Origin of the sequence: Photobacterium lutimaris (assembly GCF_003025555.1) — a bacterium.
Taxonomy (GTDB): Bacteria; Pseudomonadota; Gammaproteobacteria; order Enterobacterales; family Vibrionaceae; genus Photobacterium; species Photobacterium lutimaris.
The window spans coordinates 41,390-59,300 of the sequence record NZ_PYMH01000005.1; the positions used below are offsets into that span (position 1 = coordinate 41,390).

Genomic DNA, 17,911 nt, shown 5'->3' on the forward strand with positions numbered 1-17,911 from the left:
CTTAAGTTGTATAATTTATGATTGTGCTAGAGTTGGCTCTAATACTTCTTCGTTAGCAGTATTGTTGTTATTTTGCTTCTGATTTAGTTCAGACTTAATCTGCTCAACATAGGTTTTATCAAGCTTGTAGAATTTCATGACAAATGCCATTAATAAATGAATTAAGGCGGGAACAATCGCCAGCACAATCATCACGCCCATCAAGGCTTGTTCGGTCTGACTTTCGCCACCCGACACATAACCAAATGCACTCAATACCCATGCTGCACCCGCACCACCTATCGCCATTCCCATTTTAATACCAAACAGGTTACCGGAAGACGTCATGCCCGGCAGACGCTTGCCCGTTTTCCACTCGCCGTAATCAACAACATCTGCCAACATCGTCCACAGGACCGGGTTAGACATCTGAGCAATGAAGGCACGGAATACAACGAAGATAACAACAATAGTGATCCATGATGGATCGATGAAGAAAATAGCCAGGCAAGATACAGCCTGAAGAAACTGGAATCCAATATAGAGCTTCACTTTACAGAAACGATCGCCAAGCGGCTTGGCCATCATACTCCCCAACATCTCAGCGAAAATTGGCAGAGTCAGTAGTAGAGGCACCAGGTCAGGACGCTCCATGATGTGAATTGCATAAAAAATAAAGACGGAGCCACGAGCAACATTGGAGACGAGGAAAAGGAAGTTAATAGAACCGATAATTCGCCATTGATCGTTTTTCAGTAGTGCCATAAGCCCTTCTTTAAAAGGCATTTTTTCTTCTTTTATTATTACCCGTTCTTTCGTCGTCTTAAAACAGATAAAGAACATAATAACAGCGATAACGGCCAGAACAGTCATGCCTAACTGAAACCCGCGAGCTTCATCATCCGCTCCCAGCCAGTTAACCATAGGTACAAGCATGGTGGATACCATTAATGCACCAACACTACACATAACAAATCGAATCGATTGAATAGAAAGCTGTTCGTTTTGATCACTGGTAATAGCGGTTCCTAATGCGCAATAGGGAATATTAATTGCGGTATAAACAATCATTAGTAACGCATAAGTAATCCCTGCATACATGATGGTTGTAAAATCACTCGCATTGGTAGGAACCGAAAACGCTAAAACAATCATAATGCCATAGGGAATAGCCATACGAACTAACCAAGGGCGATAATGTCCATGTTTATTCACCGTTCGATCACATATATATCCCATTAATGGATCAGTAACTGCATCAACAATACGAACAACAAGAAACATCGTACCTATTGCTGCCATACTGATTCCGACAACATCACTGTAGTAGTAGGTAAGGAATGAGAAAACGGTTGATAAAACAATAAGATTGGCACCATCACCAAGCCCAAACCCTATTTTTTCTTTCAAACTTATTTTATTTAAGGACATATGATTTCCTATAATGTTAAAACTCTGTAGGGGGAGTTGTATTCTTTACGCTACTCATTTTTCAGTATGAGTTTATTATTTTCAATTATCATATCACGTTACAGCTTTATGATTTTTTTATAATGTTACCTGTGATTACAGTGGAATGAAAACTCCAACACAAAAAATTAAATCATTGTTTTTAAAGGGTATAAAAACAAGCATGATTATTTCCATTACTAAAAATGAGATATAGAGCACAATAACAAAATCCATGAAACTGAGAGTTAAATTTCATAATTGCCAACTTTATTAAAAAGTAAAAATATAGAGAGCAAAGAGTCCACTACTATTATTTGGAATTATGGCGATGACAGAATTTTTTAAAAATGTGAGCAAAGTTCAATTTGAAGGAACTACAAGTAACAACCCTCTAGCATTTCGTCATTATGATCCAGAACGGGTTATTCTTGGCAAAACTATGAAGGAGCACCTACGTTTTGCCGCCTGCTATTGGCACAACTTCCGCTGGCCAGGTTCTGACGTATTCGGTGAAGGCACCTTCGAGCACGCCTGGTTAACGGCTGGCAACGAAATGGAAATGGCAAAAGTTAAAGCAGACGCTGCCTTTGAATTCTTTAGCAAGCTAAACGTACCTTACTACTGCTTTCATGACACAGACGTCGCCCCTGAAGGTAGCAACCTGAAAGAGTACGTTAATAACTTTGCGCAAATGATTGATATTCTTGAACGTAAACAAGATGAAACAGGCCTTAAGCTACTGTGGGGCACGGCAAATGCCTTCTCAAATGCCCGTTACATGAATGGTGCTGCGACCAACCCTAATCCAGAAGTCTTTGCCTATGCGGCAACACAGATCTTCAACGCCATGAATGCAACTCAACGCCTTGGTGGCGAAAACTACGTATTATGGGGTGGCCGTGAAGGCTACGAAACATTGCTTAATACCGATCTACGCCAAGAGCGTGAGCAACTAGGCCGCCTGATGCAAATGGTAGTTGAGCACAAACATAAGATTGGCTTCAAAGGTGCGATCCTAATTGAACCTAAACCACAAGAACCAACTAAACACCAGTACGATTATGATACCGCAACGGTATATGGCTTCCTGAAGCAATTTGGTTTGGAAAATGAAATTAAGGTTAACATCGAAGCGAACCACGCAACCCTTGCCGGCCACAGTTTCCATCATGAAGTAGCAACAGCAACATCTCTTGGCCTATTCGGTTCAATTGATGCCAACCGTGGTGATGCTCAGCTGGGATGGGATACAGATCAATTCCCTAACAGCGTTGAAGAGAACTCCCTAGTTATGTATGAAATCCTGAAAGCCGGTGGCTTCACTACCGGCGGTTTCAACTTCGATGCCCGTGTTCGTCGTCCATCGGTTGATCTAGAGGACCTCTTTCACGGTCATATCGGGGGAATGGATGTGATGGCGCTATCACTAGAGCGTGCGGCGGCAATGATTGAAAATGATGTGTTGGGTCAGCATGTCGCGAAACGCTACGCAGGCTGGAATAGTGAACTCGGCAAGAACATTATCAATGGTGATTTGTCTCTGGCATCACTTGCGGATCACGCCTTAACGAACGATATTCAACCTAAGCCCGTATCCGGCAAACAAGAACGATTGGAAAATATTGTGACAGGATTTCTGTATAAGTGATCTCTACTGACTCATATATCTAACACCTAGCCTGAAATTAAGCGACAGCCACCTAAATAAACATCGGTGGCTGTCGTTATTAAAAAATTGGACAAAACCTGTTAGTCGATTTGCTGACTCAACTCACCTTTAGACAGAAATGATTAATAAACTTTGCTAAATTAGCAAATCACGGATTAGTTCACATATCACAAGAAGCCTATATTGAGTGTAAGCTATAAGAACAGTTCTCAATACACATCACCTTTTATTGGCCATTATTTCTGTAAGCGCACGGCCTTCAAACCATAGTTTGCACATCTCAAGCATCTTCCCCTGAGTATGGCTGAAAAATTGGTAGTAACCTTCGCATAGGTAGTTATGGGCGTGATCACCAATTCTTGGAACAAAGCGCTGTTTTGGACAACCACCATTGCAAAGCTGCAAGAATGAACAGCTCTTGCATTGGGCGTTGAGATCTTTTTTCTTCATCCCAAATTCATAGTTTTGCTGGCTGAAATTCATTTCATTTAACGTTCTAGAGTGAAGGTTGCCAAGTTTAAACTCTGGGTAAACATAGTGATCACAGTTATAGACATCGCCATTTGCTTCAAGGGCGAAAGCACTACCGCAACGTGGAGCAAGGGTACACATATTTCCTTGCTCTCCAGCCCAGCCTGCTAATGTGTTTTCGAAGTACGGAACAAAGATAGTACCGACATCATTACGTACCCAGTAATCAAAGATAGCAGATAAAAACCGACCGAATTTTAGTGATGGGGCACTCCAATCGGTAACACTTGCTGCCACGTTGTGTTCAGGGCTTACTAGATAAATGCCATCCTTTGTTGGCTGCTCAGATGTTCGTTCTACCAATGGGATATACTGATGGCAATCACTTCCTAAAGATTTTAGATGCTGATAAACCTCAATAGCATGGTCAACATTGTGACTTCCTACAACAGTTAGAGTGTTAAATTGAACGCCATGAATACGAAGTAGTCTTATACCTTCAACAACCTTTTGATATGACCCCTTACCACTTCGAGTTGTACGATGTTTGTCATGCAGATGTTTCGGCCCGTCTATGGAAATACCTATAAGGAAATTATTCTGTTTGAATAAAGCACACCATTCATCATTGAGTAATACTCCATTGGTTTGAAGCGTATTATCGATAGTTTTCCCATTGGCATATTGGTGCTGCAACTTAAGGGCTCGCTGAAAAAAAACAATCCCCATCATTAGCGGCTCACCACCTTGCCAAGCAAAGGTTACGTGGTCAGTATGCTGTGCTTCAATATGTTGTCTTATATAAGCTTCTAAAGTCTCATCAGACATTTGCCAATTTGCGTTACGTTCGGGGTACAGCTTCTCTTTTTCCAAGTAGAAGCAGTAATCGCAATCGAGATTACACACTGAACCTGTTGGTTTGCTCATGACGTGGACTGATTTTGACACTTCCATTACATTACCTCGTGATATAGGCAGTATTGCTTGCGCTATACTGCCTTTGAATCGTGAAATTTAAAAAACCATATGGCTATCTATTTCTCCGCTTTACGATAACCGTCTGGAACAAATTTGCTAAAGTCAGCACCTTTACAATCTGGTTCATACCCATTGGGTGCCGGAAATGGAATCGTGTCGCAACCTGTCGCAAGGTTTTGCTGAGCGGCTACGCTTCGCTTAATTACTGTAGGAAGGATACGAACAGCATCATCTCGTAAGTCATACATTTCTTGTGGATCACTCGAAAGATCGTAAATTGCTGGAATCTGACGTTTTACCGGTGCTTCTGGCATGATGTCTTGCTCATAGAAGTGTAGCTTCCAGTCATTCCATTTATAAGCTTGGAAAATTTGGCCATTACTGATATAGAAGCCATCACGATTTGATTGCTTCATATCTCCTTTAAGGAAAGCCCACTGGTTGATGCCATCTATGTGACGATCTGTTGGCATATCGTATCCTACCAATTCACCAACAGTCGGCATTACATCAACAACATGAACGATTTCATTACTCACATTGCCTTCTTTTATCGTTCCCGGCATTGAAGCGATAAAGGGGACTCGTATCGCCCCCTCTAGAGCGGTAAAGTATCCCCCACGCCAAGGCGCAGAGATACCATGATGTGGATAGTGCCACTCTGGACCATTGTCAGACAGCCAAATAATAAGAGTATTATCGCGAGCACCAGCATCTTCAATCGTATCTATAATTTGACCTGCACGGTGATCCAATTCATGCAACACATCTGCGTAATCACCTTTCCCTGTGACACCTGCAAAATCAGGGTGTGGGATGGTTGGTAAATGAGGTTGAGTGAAAGAGACGAACGTAAAAAACGGACTTCCAGCTTCGAGTTGTTCACTAATGTATGTTACGGCTCTATCTGTGATCTCACCATCAATGGTGCGACGAGTTTCCAGATTAAAATCCATAACGTTTTGTATTTTTCCATCTTTCGTATCTTGAATCTGTGGTATCTCCCCATCTTCTTTATCGAAATGAAGTTGGGATGAGTAAATAGATTCATCTGAGGTATTCAATACACCGAAAAAGTCATCAAAGCCTTGATCTAAAGGGGTTCTTCCTTCTGTATCGCCTAAGTGCCACTTACCATATATAGCAGTGTTGTAACCTAGTTCCTTGAACTTATTGGCCATAGTGACTTCCCAGTTCACCATGCCATAGTCCATTCCCCAAACAACTTCAGTCGTCGCAGTTCTTAAGGGGCGTCTACCTGTCATAAAGGCTGAACGGGTTGGCGTACATTGTGGCTCAACATTGAAATTGGTAAGCCGTATACCTTCTTTGGCAAGCTGATCCAAATTCGGTGTGGGCACTCCTCTTACGCTGCCATAAGATTGAAGTTCACCAAACCCTAGGTTGTCCACCATCATGATAACGACATTTGGTTGTACATCTGCCGCGTAGGACAGAGAAGGCAATAACAAACCAGCGATCGAGCTTGCTACGACTTTTTTCTTACTCATCTTTATTCCCCTAGTACAAAGTTACCTCTTGAAGTATATGTGCCACCTGTATACTTTGTAGTGATTAATAATCATCAAGGAAATAACCGTGAGGAATGACGAATTTAAAAAGTTGCAACTACTTGATTTTAACTTGCTGAAAACGTTGCTGGTTCTTCTTGAGGAGAAGCACATATCTAAAAGTGCAGAATTGCTCTACATTACCCAACCTGCGGTAAGTAAGCAGCTAGCAAAACTTCGAGAAGTCTTTGAGGACCCGCTGCTAGTACGCGTTGGAAATAGACAAGTGCTCACTCCAAAAGCGCTGAAAATTCACGCCGAAGTGACTTCCGTGTGTAACAAAATCCGGGATCTAATTGCTTCAGAAAGTCTGGACTTACAAGAAGTATCGCAAAATGTTTCTATCATGTTTTCAGACTATGGCAGCTCAAGCTGGGTATCTCAAGTAGTGCGTGAAATAGCTAAAAGTGCGCCTAACGTCACCATCACGTGCAAAAGTTGGAGTGAAGAGAATATCCAAAAGTTGGTGAGAGGTGATATTCATTTTGCACTCGGAATGCTTCCGAAACACGCAGAAGATCATGAATCAGAGATACTAGGGCATTTACCCAACGCACTTGTCGCTAGAAAAAATCATCCTATTTTTTCGTCTGTCGCGGATATAGAACAGAGCATTATCAAATACCCACTAATAAGGATAAAAGGCTCACATCAATATGATAAATCCTATAACACTCTGGTAGGAGAAAACGTAATATTAATTGATGAGGCATCGCTATGGCTAGCTCTAGAAACTCTCTCTTCTACTGATGCGATACTAATTGGTCCAAGCAAATTTGTTGCCGATATCACTCTTCAATCTTGCTATCAAAGCATAGAGCTTCCTATGCTTCCTAATATACCAATATCCTTGTCTTGGTCTGTTGGAATCACTAACGACTTGTTCCTACAGTGGATGAAAGACAAGTTAGTTGAGATTGGGCGAAAAATTGTGGATGATTAACATCGTGAACAGACAGGTCTGGATTGGATAATAGGGCCAAAAACTATTATCTGCACTATTGATAACTTCTGGTTATACAAGATTCGAATAATGGGAAGCATTAGATCTTTTGTTCTAAATAGCAATGGGGCATTTATGTGCTAGCCGGGATATTCGGAGATAAGCTAGGAGAGAAATGAGGGCTAACTGACTTGGGGCTAACTCTTGCTTGACTAAGATTCTGAAATACGGTGTATAAAACACAATAACGCCATCATTAAATTCTGATGGCGTTTTTCAATGGGTTAAAATAAGCCTTTCAACTGCTGATACAAGGCTTGGTATTTTTCACGCTTTACATTATAAATCGCGTGTTTTTCTAGCTCCGGTTGATGCACCTGAACTAAATCAGGCTCTGGGCAAACCTCTGAAAGTGTCGCCTGATCCACTACGCCAAGATAAGCAAGACGGGCAGCCCCTAAAGCCGGACCTACGTCACCACCGGTCCGGTAGGTCAACGCTTTGCCAAAAATATCGGCAAGCATCTGACGCCAGTAAGCACTCCGCGCACCGCCACCAATCAGCGAGATTTCTTCCGGAACGAGCGTCGTTGCATGCAGCGCGTCTAAGCCGTCAGCAAACGCAAAACCCACACCTTCAAGAACGGCTTTGCCCAGATCGGCACGTGTTGTGGTGTGTGTCATCCCAAAGAATACACCTTTTGCGGTTGGATCATTATGTGGCGTACGTTCACCCGATAAGTAGGGTAGGAAAATAATATCGGACGTTTCAGCGGCGTCAGTTTCCACCTGTTCAAGCAGCGCCGGTACGCTTTCTGCCCCGGTCAATTCAGCGACCCAAGAGAGGCAGGAGGCAGCGCTGAGGATCACAGACATGGAATGCCAGGTCCCCGGCAGAGCATGACAGAAACTGTGTAAAGCAGATTCTGGATTCGCTAAAAAGCCATCACTTACGGCAAAATACACACCGGATGTTCCAAGCGATAGCATTGCCTGACCCGGTTGGGTAATACCAACGCCAATCGCGCCTGCAGCATTATCCCCCGCACCTGCCACAACAGGTACACAAGGCATTCCCCATTCACGGGCAAGAGGTTCAGAAAGCGTTCCTGTTACATCACTGCCTTCGAACAACTCCGGCATCTGCTGACGAGTAAGCCCTGTTGCCGCCAGTAGTTCATCACTCCAATCTCGTCTGCCGACATCCAGCCACATAGTACCCGCAGAATCTGACATGTCAGATGCATAGTCCCCGGTTAAACGAAAACGCAAGTAGTCCTTAGGTAATAACACCTTAGAGATTTTAGCAAAACACTCTGGTTCATGTTTTTGTAGCCATTTCAGCTTGGGAGCGGTAAATCCCGGCATCATAATATTGCCGGTGATATGACGGCTTTCAGGCACCATACATTCTAACTCTGCACATTCAGCAGCACTACGACCATCATTCCAGAGGATAGCAGGACGAAGCACGTCTCCATGACTATCAACCAATGTGGCTCCGTGCATCTGCCCCGACAAACCAATAGCACGCACATTTGATAAGTCCACTTTTTCCCGCAGGGATGAAATCGCTTCACTGGTTGCGTACCACCAGTCTTCAGGACTTTGTTCCGACCACATAGGTGCAGGCCGTGATACGGTTAAAGCCACCGTCTCGGCACCAATGATATGTCCACTCTCATCCAACAAAACAACTTTGACACCCGATGTACCCAAATCGATACCGATAAACATCATGTATTCCTCAAAAAACCACATTTCACTCGATGTCTTCCATGCTCGCGGACTTCTGCGATTAGAACAATTATGTTTTTTGTTACCGTATTTCTCTGATTTCACGACTGAGGTATCTGTCACAAAGTGTCTCAATTTCGACTGCTAGTATCTGGTTAAGTTTTTTAGTTAGAACCCTAAACGGCATGAATAAACGCTACCGCATTACACTGCTTTTTAACGCCAATAAAGTCTACGATCGTCAAATTATTGAAGGGATCGGTGAATACCTTCAGGCCACACAATGTGATTGGGATATTTTCTTGGAAGAGGACTTCCTCACCCGCCTCGATGACATCAAAGGCTGGGCGGGTGATGGGATCATCGCTGATTTTGATAACCCAGAAATTCAAAGCGTGTTATCCGAATTCAAGATTCCCACGATAGGTGTCGGTGGTTCCTATCAAAGTAGCGAAGATTATCCAAACGTTCCGTATGTAGCCACAGATAATCACAGTTTAGTAAAAATGGCATTTCATCACCTACGCGATAAAGGCCTTGAAAACTTTGCCTTCTATGGTTTGCCTAATACCCCATCAAAGCGCTGGGCTCATGAACGGGAAAAAGCCTTTAGCCAGATAGTAAAAGACGAAGGCTATGATGGGGCTGTTTATCGCGGCAACGAAACAACACCGCAGACATGGCAATACGATATGAATCGTCTTGCTGACTGGCTCCAGCGTTTGCCGACACCAACCGGCATTATCGCCGTCACCGATTCACGAGCACGCCATTTACTTCAAGTATGTGACCACCTCAACTTGATGGTGCCCGATAAAATAGCAGTGATAGGCATTGATAATGAGGAATTAGCCCGATACCTAACCCGCGTTTCGCTTAGCTCTGTCGGGCAAGGGTGCAAAGCAATGGGCTACCGTTCAGCCAAACTGCTACATAATTTATTGACCGCCCCTCAATCCGTGGACAGTAATAAAAAACCTAGAATTATTGTCCCACCGACACAAATTTATGAGCGTCAAAGCACTGATTTTCATGCATTAAAAGACCCATATGTTATTCAGGCCATGCACTATATCCGCCATAACGCCTGTAAAGGCATTAAGGTCGACCAAGTATTGAGTTTTGTTGGCATTTCTCGCTCAAACCTTGAATCTCGGTTTAAAGATGAACGAGGGCATTCGATCCACCAGGAAATACACAATGCCAAACTACATCGGGCTTGCCACCTTTTGGGGTCTACTGAGTTGCAGATTAACGAAATAGCGTCACTGTGTGGCTACCCATCGTTGCAATACATGTACACAGTATTCAAAAAGAACCTAGATCTAACACCAAAGGAATATCGCACCACAAAGCAACAAGGTAGAACGCGATAGCCCCACTTGCTCTGCTAATTCTGAAATCCGATACATGGCACGACTCTCTACACTGAAGTTATAACCTTAAACTATAAAGCCTTAGACGTTTGTTGATTAAACTAAAAAAGGCCTGCTCAAGAGCAGGCCAAGCTTTGCTAACAAGTAGCTAGGTAGTCACAGATTACTTAACTCAACGTGTTAATTATTATTTTCCGACAATGCGAATAAACATCTACAGTTTGTCGGTAAAGGTACGGGTGATCACATCTTGCTGCTGCTCTTTGGTCAGCGAGTTAAAGCGTACCGCATAGCCAGACACCCGGATGGTCAGCTGCGGGTATTTCTCTGGGTTCGCTACCGCTTCAAGCAACATATCGCGATTCATCACATTGACGTTCAGGTGCTGGCCTCCTTCTACATCAATACCGTTTGCTCCCGCTTCATGATGGAAGTATCCATCCATTAGCGCTGCTAAGTTTTGTTTCTGGGTGTCGCTATCTTTACCCAATGCATTAGGAACGATAGAGAACGTATACGAGATACCGTCTTTCGCATAAGCAAACGGTAGCTTCGACACCGAGGTCAGCGAGGCAACAGCACCTTTTTGGTCGCGCCCATGCATTGGGTTGGCACCCGGGCCAAACGGCATACCGGCACGGCGACCATCAGGAGTATTGCCGGTCTTCTTACCGTACACCACATTGGATGTGATGGTCAGAATTGACTGCGTTGGCGTCGCTTCACGGTACATACTCATCTTCTGAATTTTCTTCATGAAGCGCTCAACGAGATCACAGGCAATGTCATCAACCCGAGAGTCGTTGTTCCCAAACGTCGGATAATCGCCGTCAATATCAAAATCAATCGCTAGACCATCGTTGTCACGGATCGGTGTCACCTTGGCAAACTTAATCGCAGCAAGGGAGTCTGCAACCACCGACAGGCCAGCAATACCGCATGCCATTGTACGTTTAACATCTCGGTCCATCAGTGCCATCAGTGACGCTTCATAGCTGTAGCGGTCGTGCGAGTAGTGGATAATATTCAACGCTGTCACGTACTGCGTTGCTAGCCAATCGAGCATGGCATCAAAACGTGGCATAAGGGTGTCGAAATCCAATACATCATCGGCAATCGGAGATTGTTTCGGGCCCACCTGAGCTTTTGACTTTTCATCAACACCGCCATTGATGGTATAAAGCAGTGCTTTTGCCAAATTAGCGCGGGCACCAAAAAACTGCATATCTTTACCAACGATCTGCGGGCTGACACAACATGCGATGGCATAGTCATCATTATTAAAGTCAGGGCGCATCAAATCATCATTTTCATACTGCAGAGATGATGTATCGATAGACACCTTAGCGGCATATTTCTTAAACCCTTCCGGTAACTGCTCAGACCAAAGCACCGTCATGTTAGGCTCTGGCGCCGGTCCCATATTGTACAACGTATGCAGGTAACGGAAGGTGGTTTTACTGACCAATGTACGGCCGTCAACACCCATTCCCGCCATCGCTTCGGTTGCCCAGATTGGGTCGCCAGAGAACAGCGAATCGTAATCTGGCGTACGAAGGAAACGCACCATTCTCAGCTTCATAATGAAATGGTCGACCAGCTCTTGTGCTTGGGACTCACTCAATACCCCATTGGCCATATCTCTCTCGATGTAAACATCAAGGAAGGTGGAGGTACGGCCAAGGGACATCGCCGCGCCGTTTTGTGATTTCACCGCAGCCAGGTAGCCAAAATACGTAAATTGGATAGCTTCTTGCGCTGAGCGTGCTGGCGTCGACATATCAACGCCGTATTTCAATCCCATGGTGCAAATATCTTCCAAGGCCTGGATCTGATCAGCCAACTCTTCACGTAGACGCAGCGTCTTTTCTAGATCTTGCCCCAGCTCTAAGAAGGCTTGAGTCGACTTGAGCTGCTCATGCTTATCGGCTTTCAAGAAGTCAATACCATAAAGGGCAATACGGCGGTAGTCACCAATAATACGTCCACGGCCATAGGCATCGGGCAAGCCAGTAATAATCCCTGATTTACGGCACGCCAGAATATCTTTGGTATACAGATCAAAGCACGCTTTATTATGCGTTTTACGGTATTCGGTGAAGGTTTTTTCAACCCCAGGATCTAATTCTCGACCATATACCTCACACGAGGTTTTCACCATACGGATACCACCGTTGGCAATAATGGCGCGCTTGAGTGGCTTGTCGGTTTGCAGGCCGACAATCGTTTCTAGCTCTTTGTTGATATAGCCGGCATCGTGAGAAATAATCGTCGATGGCAGCTCGGTATCAAAGTCAATCGGCGCATGTGTGCGGCTTTCTTCTTTGATCCCTTCTAAGACATTATTCCAAAGCGTTACCGTTGCTTGCGTCGCCTCAGCAAGAAAAGATTCATCACCTTCATAAGGTGTATAGTTAGCCTGAATGAAATTACGGGTGTTGACCTCGGTCTGCCAATCACCAGCTGTAAAACCTTTCCACGCTTGAAGCATTTCAGTAGTTGGAATAGTCATAGTTAATACCTAACAATAATCGTGTTCAATAAGACTTTAATTGTTTAAAATCCGAAATAGAGACAAAGCAAAACCTATAATGCTTTTCATAAATAATGGCTGGACAAAACACCCTGCCAAGTATTATTAAAAAGCTATTTATCAAACAGCTTCATACACAAATTAGATTCGATTTGTTCACTTTATCTTGATGACTGAATGGTAGGACAAATCACCACATGATAAAAATGAACGCTTTTCATTTTTAACATGCACAAAACGCATGCTTTGACAGTAACAAACGAGCAAGGCTAATACTTTCAATGATTTGAAAACAAAAGCAATGCAAAACAAACCTTGCATTTCGCTTGGGTTTTTCTCTTCCCCCACCTATCATCCCGAATTTTTACGTCTTCCAGATACAATAAAGCCTTTAACAAACAATATTGCTATGTCTGTTAAAGGCTTTTAAAAGTAATAAACTTTGATCAATGGTTACATTGGACTAATACCCAAAACCAAATCCATCAGATGAGCTCTCGCGCTCCATCTCCATCACAAATGTATTGTGGCCATAATTGTATTGCTGTCTGAATTCGCTGCCATCAGGCATGCCATCGCAAATACCGAAATAGCTCTGACCTGATTTGCCCAACGGCCATGCATTATCAATATCACAGAATTCGGCTCGGCCAATTTCATAACCAGTACTGTATTTTTGTTGCGCCGACAATAGATCCCCATCTGCCAGTGAAGTGAGATCCCTGACCCGATGACCTTTCAATGCATCTTGCTCACCCAGCGATTGCCAATCATTGGCTGCAACGTAACTATCGACGTAATTGGTACTGCACGCACTCAATGCCAGCACCATTGAAGCGCCCATCAATACACGCATCCATTTTTTATTATCCATTGTCGTTACCCAAAAAATATAGCCAAAATCAGCAATGGCTAATTATGGCACAGAGGGATTGTGGTTTGGCGATGAAAAAGGGGATTGAGCAGCGACAAAAGTGAAATGCTGCTGGATAGCACCAGCAGCAAGAGAAGGCGGGGCTTAAGCCAAAATAAGTAGTGGCGCGATCATCGACAACGAAATGGCTGCAGAAAAGATAATCGCAAAAGTCATTTTAGCGCTCATTGTTGTTACGTCCTTATGATGCGGGTGGTGTTGGCACCCAAAACAAAACTTTTAAATGCATGTTATATCAACACGAATCATAAAGATACATCAAAAATGACACTTATTATGAATTTGCTCCAGCGGATAGGTATTGGACACAACCGGTTTGATCTCACCCGCTTTGCCTTAACATAATCATTGGCCGTAACATACAATTTAGCGATAACATAAAACAGTAATACCTCATTGAAACGGATCCCAGAATGAAAATTGATTTGACCAAGATGGTGACTGAACGCCGTAACAGCGCCAGCGCCGAGATTGATACGCTATCAACCATTGATATGCTTAACGTCATCAATCAAGAAGATCAGAAAGTCGCGCTTGCCGTCGAAGCGGTACTGCCCGAGATCGCCCGTGCGGTCGATGCCATTGCCGACGCCTTTATGCAAGGTGGCAGGCTGATCTACAGTGGTGCAGGTACGTCTGGTCGCTTGGGCATTCTGGATGCCAGTGAATGCCCACCGACCTTTGGCAGCAAGCCGGAGCAAGTGGTTGGGCTTATTGCCGGCGGCCATCAAGCGATTCTCAAAGCGGTCGAAAATGCCGAAGACAACCGTGAAATGGGGGCAGGCGATCTCCAGGCGCTTAACTTCAGTCGTAAAGATGTGTTGGTCGGCATTGCCGCCAGCGGTCGGACTCCCTATGTACTCGGTGCCATGGACTATGCAAAATCTGTTGGCGCAACGGTTGCCTGCATCAGCTGCAATCCACAGAGCCCTATGGGTCAATCGGCAGATATCGCTATCACGCCTGTTGTCGGCCCGGAAGTCGTCACCGGTTCATCACGCTTGAAGGCCGGTACAGCACAAAAACTGATCCTCAATATGCTCACCACCGGCGCGATGATCAAAACCGGTAAGGTATATGGCAATTTAATGGTGGATGTCGAAGCGACTAACGCCAAGTTGGTCGAGCGGCAGAAGAGCATCGTCATGGCTGCCACAGACTGTAGACGCGAGCAGGCCATTGAAGCACTCGAAGCCTGTGACGGTCATTGCAAGACAGCTATTGTGATGCTGCTAGCTGGCGTGAATGCGGCAGAGGCTTCATCGTTGCTGACCGACAGTCACGGTTTTACCCGCAAAGCTATTCTCAACAATACCGATTAGGGTAAGGCGACTAAAAAATCAGGACGCTCAGTTCAGGCAATCGCAGAATGATGGTGGACCGTGGAAGAGACTAAAGGGTCGAAATCACAACGGGCAGAAATAAAAAAGCCCAGCCGAGGCTGAGCGAAATTTGCGAGTGTCCAAATCTAGACACAATTAGCGAGTCAAATTTTAGCGAGTAGATACAGGTAACATTGTATCTGCATCCATCATAGCTACATCTTCCTTAACCCATACTGGCACGACTACATTAATAGTAGTCCATCTCTCACATTTGAGACTGGTCGGATGTCAATACGACAACACCCGTGTTTCAAACCCGCCAACGGCAATGTACGAGTGTATAAGATCGGTCCTCTCAGCTATCCAACCGGCTTCGTCCTGCGGTGGCGATTGGCGCTGGTTTAATTGATGCATCTCTCGGAGAAAATCCGTATACCCAAAACACTTTTCACATCCGTTGCGAGTGATCTCTATTACCAGAAAACGCAATGTGATATGAGAAGCAAAAAGCCGTAACCGCTCGTGCATGGGAATAACTAACTGGGTATACATAAATTCGATCTTACAAGGAGGATATATGGGAAAGCCAACCCAAGAGGACATCGAGCGATTAGGGCGCTATTTTGCTATCGAGCACAACAATAAGTTTTGGTCGTTATCGGAGGTGGCCGAAGAAAAAGGCGACCAATTACAGCTATTGGAATACGCATTTGGCTCACTCAGCCACTGGAAACAAGTCGGTACGCAAGACAATATCGAGCTGGCTAACCTAGCAGTGGCACGAGCATTGGCCGTCAACCACTCCGCACTGAGTGTGGAGTACGCCCAGCTAGCCTATGATCACTTTGACGGCAAGGGGGCTAACTGGATTCAAGCTTTCACTAATGCCGTGTTAAGCCATGCGTTATTGATCTGTGGGAAAAATGATCAGGCTGCTCTCCTCTATCAGCAGGCGGAAAGCTTCCGTGGAAAGTTAGATGAAGGGGATCTGAGCGTTTTCGACGCGACATTCCAAACCATTCCACAGCTGCAGATTGGGTAGTGCTCATTTCTAATCGAATGGCGAGCCGCAATGCATGATGCTCGCCATGGGTTCAAATGCTATCACCCGCCTTTAATCGGCGAAGTAACTCTTTGACTTCCGCCCTTCCCGCTTCAGATTTACATAGGCTCGCCGGAGAGACCAACCCCAGGGCTATATTTTCCGTGTGCAGCCAATCATCGGCTCTTTCCCTATCGCCAAAATACGCTAAGGCATCATCATAGAGTGCATCGGGAACCTGTTGTTTATCCATTCACTGTCTCCTATCCGGTCACTACCTATTAAGCTAGCCTGATTTCATAATAGCGACAGTTAGCAATATCACAATTGACCGACAAAAGTGAAAACCATACTCTATACCCAAGTTACTTGGGTATAGACCCCAGCCCCCATTACATAAAAACAAAAACAACAAGCCCAACCTTAGCTGGCTGCTTGCGTTTGCAACAAGGAAACCTGCATGAGCAACACCATTGACTTAAGCCTGCTCATAGAGCGTATCTCTGCCGCAGATACCGACGAACAACGTCAAATTTTCAATGAACCTGAGCTTCAACAACTGGAAGCCGGTGCCTTCGCAACCTTATTTGAAGCCCTGCCGCTCGATCAGCGTATGGAGCTCTGGCGTCAGCTTCCCCTCAATGATCATGTCGATGTCCTGACCGCGATGCGCGGCGACACGCGGGAATGGGTAATCCAATCATTGAGTGATGCCGAATTGGATTTGGTACTCGGTAAACTCGATAACCTCTCATTGATTGAATGGGCTGACTCGCTGCCGGAAGACATCATTGAGCGGGCAATTGAAAAGCTCAGTAAAGAAGACATTGAACTGTTTGATCGCGCCAACCAATACGATGACGATCAAATTGGCCGTTATGCCAATCCCAAGGTACTTTCACTGCCACAGGGGATCTCGGCCAAACGTGCCAAGGTGCTACTGGAGCGCTACGGCTACCAATACCCCGCGTCGATTTATGTCGTGACCCGTGACACCAAGTTTGTCGGAACAGTCAATTACCAGCAGTTGGTCGAAGCCGAACCACTCACCAAGCTGAGCAGCCTGGCCGATACCGATACGCTGGTCTTGGAAGATGATGCTTCGCTCGCCGAAGCGGTAGAAGCCGTAGAGCACAGCCAGCAATTCAGTATACCGATCGTTGATGAGAACTTTGCCTTGATCGGTGAAGTCGATACCCATCTAGCCCTCGAGCTGATGCGAGAGAATTATGAAAGCACCTTGATGGCCAATGCCGGTATGAGTGAAGAGGACGACTTGTTCGCCCCGATCACCAAAAGTGCCAAGAAGCGTGCAGTCTGGCTGGGGATCAACCTTATTACTGCGGTACTGGCCTCTATGACCATCAGCTTGTTCGAAGATGTAATAGCCCAAGTCGTAGCCCTTGCGATCCTGATGCCGATTGTCGCCTCGATGGGGGGCATTGCTGGCAGCCAAACCCTGACCCTGATGATCCGGGGTATGGCATTGAATCAGGTTACCCCCGGTAACCGCCGCTCACTGCTCCGCAATGAGTTGGGAATTGGTTTTCTCAACGGCGTGCTGTGGGCGGTGCTGATCGGCCTCATGGCTGGCTTGTGGTTCCAATCACCGCTTATCGGTGTCATTATTTCGGTCGGTATCGTGGTCAATATCATTACTGCGGCCCTGTTCGGTGTCGTGATTCCGGTCGTGCTCGACAGACTTAAACTTGACCCGGCATTGGCCGGCTCGGTGATCCTCACCACAGTGACCGATGTGGTCGGCTTCTTTGCCTTCCTCGGCACCGCCAAGCTGTTACTGCTATAAGGTGCCGGCATAAAAGCTTCTGCTCCTTTCCTCTCAATACACCGAGTGCCTCTAGTGATTATCTAGGCTCAGAGGCACTTGGTTTAGACCAAAAT

The 17,911-nt window shown here is 45.2% G+C and carries 13 protein-coding genes; 6 read left to right on the forward strand and 7 right to left on the reverse strand.

The annotated features are described in order from the left end of the window. Positions 1 to 15 precede the first annotated feature (15 nt). Positions 16 to 1,410, reverse strand: a complete 1,395-nt coding sequence (locus tag C9I99_RS12190; RefSeq protein ID WP_107349164.1) for a glycoside-pentoside-hexuronide (GPH):cation symporter — start codon at positions 1,408 to 1,410, stop codon at positions 16 to 18. Positions 1,411 to 1,759: 349 nt separating this feature from the next. Here C9I99_RS12190 and xylA point away from each other — a divergent pair, with 349 nt between their 5' ends. Beyond that, positions 1,760 to 3,079, forward strand: a complete 1,320-nt coding sequence (gene xylA / locus C9I99_RS12195; RefSeq protein WP_107349364.1) for a xylose isomerase — start codon at positions 1,760 to 1,762, stop codon at positions 3,077 to 3,079. A 240-nt stretch (positions 3,080 to 3,319) separates the two neighbouring features. Here xylA and C9I99_RS12200 read toward each other — a convergent pair whose 3' ends face one another. Together C9I99_RS12200 and C9I99_RS12205 are read right to left on the reverse strand one after the other, a co-directional pair. After that, complete coding sequence (locus C9I99_RS12200; protein ID WP_107349165.1) at positions 3,320 to 4,525, reverse strand: anaerobic sulfatase maturase; 1,206 nt, start codon at positions 4,523 to 4,525, stop codon at positions 3,320 to 3,322. A gap of 80 nt (positions 4,526 to 4,605) precedes the next feature. Further along, positions 4,606 to 6,060: a sulfatase-like hydrolase/transferase gene (locus C9I99_RS12205; RefSeq protein ID WP_107349166.1), complete on the reverse strand. Its 1,455-nt coding sequence runs from the start codon at positions 6,058 to 6,060 to the stop codon at positions 4,606 to 4,608. Between the two features lie 88 nt (positions 6,061 to 6,148). Here C9I99_RS12205 and C9I99_RS12210 point away from each other — a divergent pair, with 88 nt between their 5' ends. After that, positions 6,149 to 7,063, forward strand: coding sequence for a LysR family transcriptional regulator (locus C9I99_RS12210; RefSeq protein WP_107349167.1), 915 nt, complete (start codon positions 6,149 to 6,151; stop codon positions 7,061 to 7,063). 284 nt (positions 7,064 to 7,347) lie between these two features. Here C9I99_RS12210 and xylB read toward each other — a convergent pair whose 3' ends face one another. Continuing rightward, the gene (xylB, locus tag C9I99_RS12215) at positions 7,348 to 8,799 is read right to left on the reverse strand and encodes a xylulokinase (protein ID WP_107349365.1); all 1,452 of its coding nucleotides are present in this window, start codon (positions 8,797 to 8,799) and stop codon (positions 7,348 to 7,350) included. Positions 8,800 to 8,984: 185 nt separating this feature from the next. On the opposite strand from xylB, the gene C9I99_RS12220 reads away from it, so the two are divergent. Further along, positions 8,985 to 10,175 (forward strand): XylR family transcriptional regulator, encoded by a 1,191-nt coding sequence (locus C9I99_RS12220; protein WP_107349168.1) that lies wholly within the window; start codon positions 8,985 to 8,987, stop codon positions 10,173 to 10,175. Positions 10,176 to 10,389: 214 nt separating this feature from the next. On the opposite strand, the gene pflB is transcribed toward C9I99_RS12220, so the two are convergent. Further along, positions 10,390 to 12,687 (reverse strand): formate C-acetyltransferase, encoded by a 2,298-nt coding sequence (gene pflB, locus C9I99_RS12225; RefSeq protein WP_107349169.1) that lies wholly within the window; start codon positions 12,685 to 12,687, stop codon positions 10,390 to 10,392. A 484-nt stretch (positions 12,688 to 13,171) separates the two neighbouring features. Then, positions 13,172 to 13,582, reverse strand: a complete 411-nt coding sequence (locus tag C9I99_RS12230) for a DUF2799 domain-containing protein (RefSeq protein ID WP_107349170.1) — start codon at positions 13,580 to 13,582, stop codon at positions 13,172 to 13,174. Positions 13,583 to 14,055: 473 nt separating this feature from the next. Here C9I99_RS12230 and murQ point away from each other — a divergent pair, with 473 nt between their 5' ends. Then, positions 14,056 to 14,964 (forward strand): N-acetylmuramic acid 6-phosphate etherase, encoded by a 909-nt coding sequence (gene murQ / locus C9I99_RS12235; RefSeq protein ID WP_107349171.1) that lies wholly within the window; start codon positions 14,056 to 14,058, stop codon positions 14,962 to 14,964. A 580-nt stretch (positions 14,965 to 15,544) separates the two neighbouring features. Next, complete coding sequence (locus C9I99_RS12245; RefSeq protein ID WP_107349173.1) at positions 15,545 to 16,009, forward strand: hypothetical protein; 465 nt, start codon at positions 15,545 to 15,547, stop codon at positions 16,007 to 16,009. Between the two features lie 52 nt (positions 16,010 to 16,061). Here C9I99_RS12245 and C9I99_RS12250 read toward each other — a convergent pair whose 3' ends face one another. Next, positions 16,062 to 16,262 carry an MbcA/ParS/Xre antitoxin family protein gene (locus tag C9I99_RS12250; protein WP_107349174.1) on the reverse strand — a complete coding sequence of 67 codons (201 nt, stop codon included), beginning with the start codon at positions 16,260 to 16,262 and terminating at the stop codon, positions 16,062 to 16,064. Between the two features lie 207 nt (positions 16,263 to 16,469). Between C9I99_RS12250 and C9I99_RS12255 the strand changes: the two genes are divergently transcribed. Then, on the forward strand, positions 16,470 to 17,816 hold the full coding sequence (locus tag C9I99_RS12255; RefSeq protein WP_107349175.1) for a magnesium transporter: 1,347 nt from the start codon (positions 16,470 to 16,472) through the stop codon (positions 17,814 to 17,816). Positions 17,817 to 17,911: the final 95 nt, after the last annotated feature.

Bases quoted from the DNA above. Each gene is read 5' to 3' on its own strand.
- pflB (WP_107349169.1), bottom strand. From the start codon at position 12,687: ATGACTATTCCAACTACTGAAATGCTTCAAGCGTGGAAAGGTTTTACA.
- murQ (WP_107349171.1), top strand. From the start codon at position 14,056: ATGAAAATTGATTTGACCAAGATGGTGACTGAACGCCGTAACAGCGCC.
- C9I99_RS12245 (WP_107349173.1), top strand. From the start codon at position 15,545: ATGGGAAAGCCAACCCAAGAGGACATCGAGCGATTAGGGCGCTATTTT.
- C9I99_RS12250 (WP_107349174.1), bottom strand. From the start codon at position 16,262: ATGGATAAACAACAGGTTCCCGATGCACTCTATGATGATGCCTTAGCG.
- C9I99_RS12230 (WP_107349170.1), bottom strand. From the start codon at position 13,582: ATGGATAATAAAAAATGGATGCGTGTATTGATGGGCGCTTCAATGGTG.
- C9I99_RS12205 (WP_107349166.1), bottom strand. From the start codon at position 6,060: ATGAGTAAGAAAAAAGTCGTAGCAAGCTCGATCGCTGGTTTGTTATTG.
- xylB (WP_107349365.1), bottom strand. From the start codon at position 8,799: ATGTTTATCGGTATCGATTTGGGTACATCGGGTGTCAAAGTTGTTTTG.
- C9I99_RS12255 (WP_107349175.1), top strand. From the start codon at position 16,470: ATGAGCAACACCATTGACTTAAGCCTGCTCATAGAGCGTATCTCTGCC.
- C9I99_RS12200 (WP_107349165.1), bottom strand. From the start codon at position 4,525: ATGGAAGTGTCAAAATCAGTCCACGTCATGAGCAAACCAACAGGTTCA.
- xylA (WP_107349364.1), top strand. From the start codon at position 1,760: ATGACAGAATTTTTTAAAAATGTGAGCAAAGTTCAATTTGAAGGAACT.
- C9I99_RS12220 (WP_107349168.1), top strand. From the start codon at position 8,985: ATGAATAAACGCTACCGCATTACACTGCTTTTTAACGCCAATAAAGTC.
- C9I99_RS12190 (WP_107349164.1), bottom strand. From the start codon at position 1,410: ATGTCCTTAAATAAAATAAGTTTGAAAGAAAAAATAGGGTTTGGGCTT.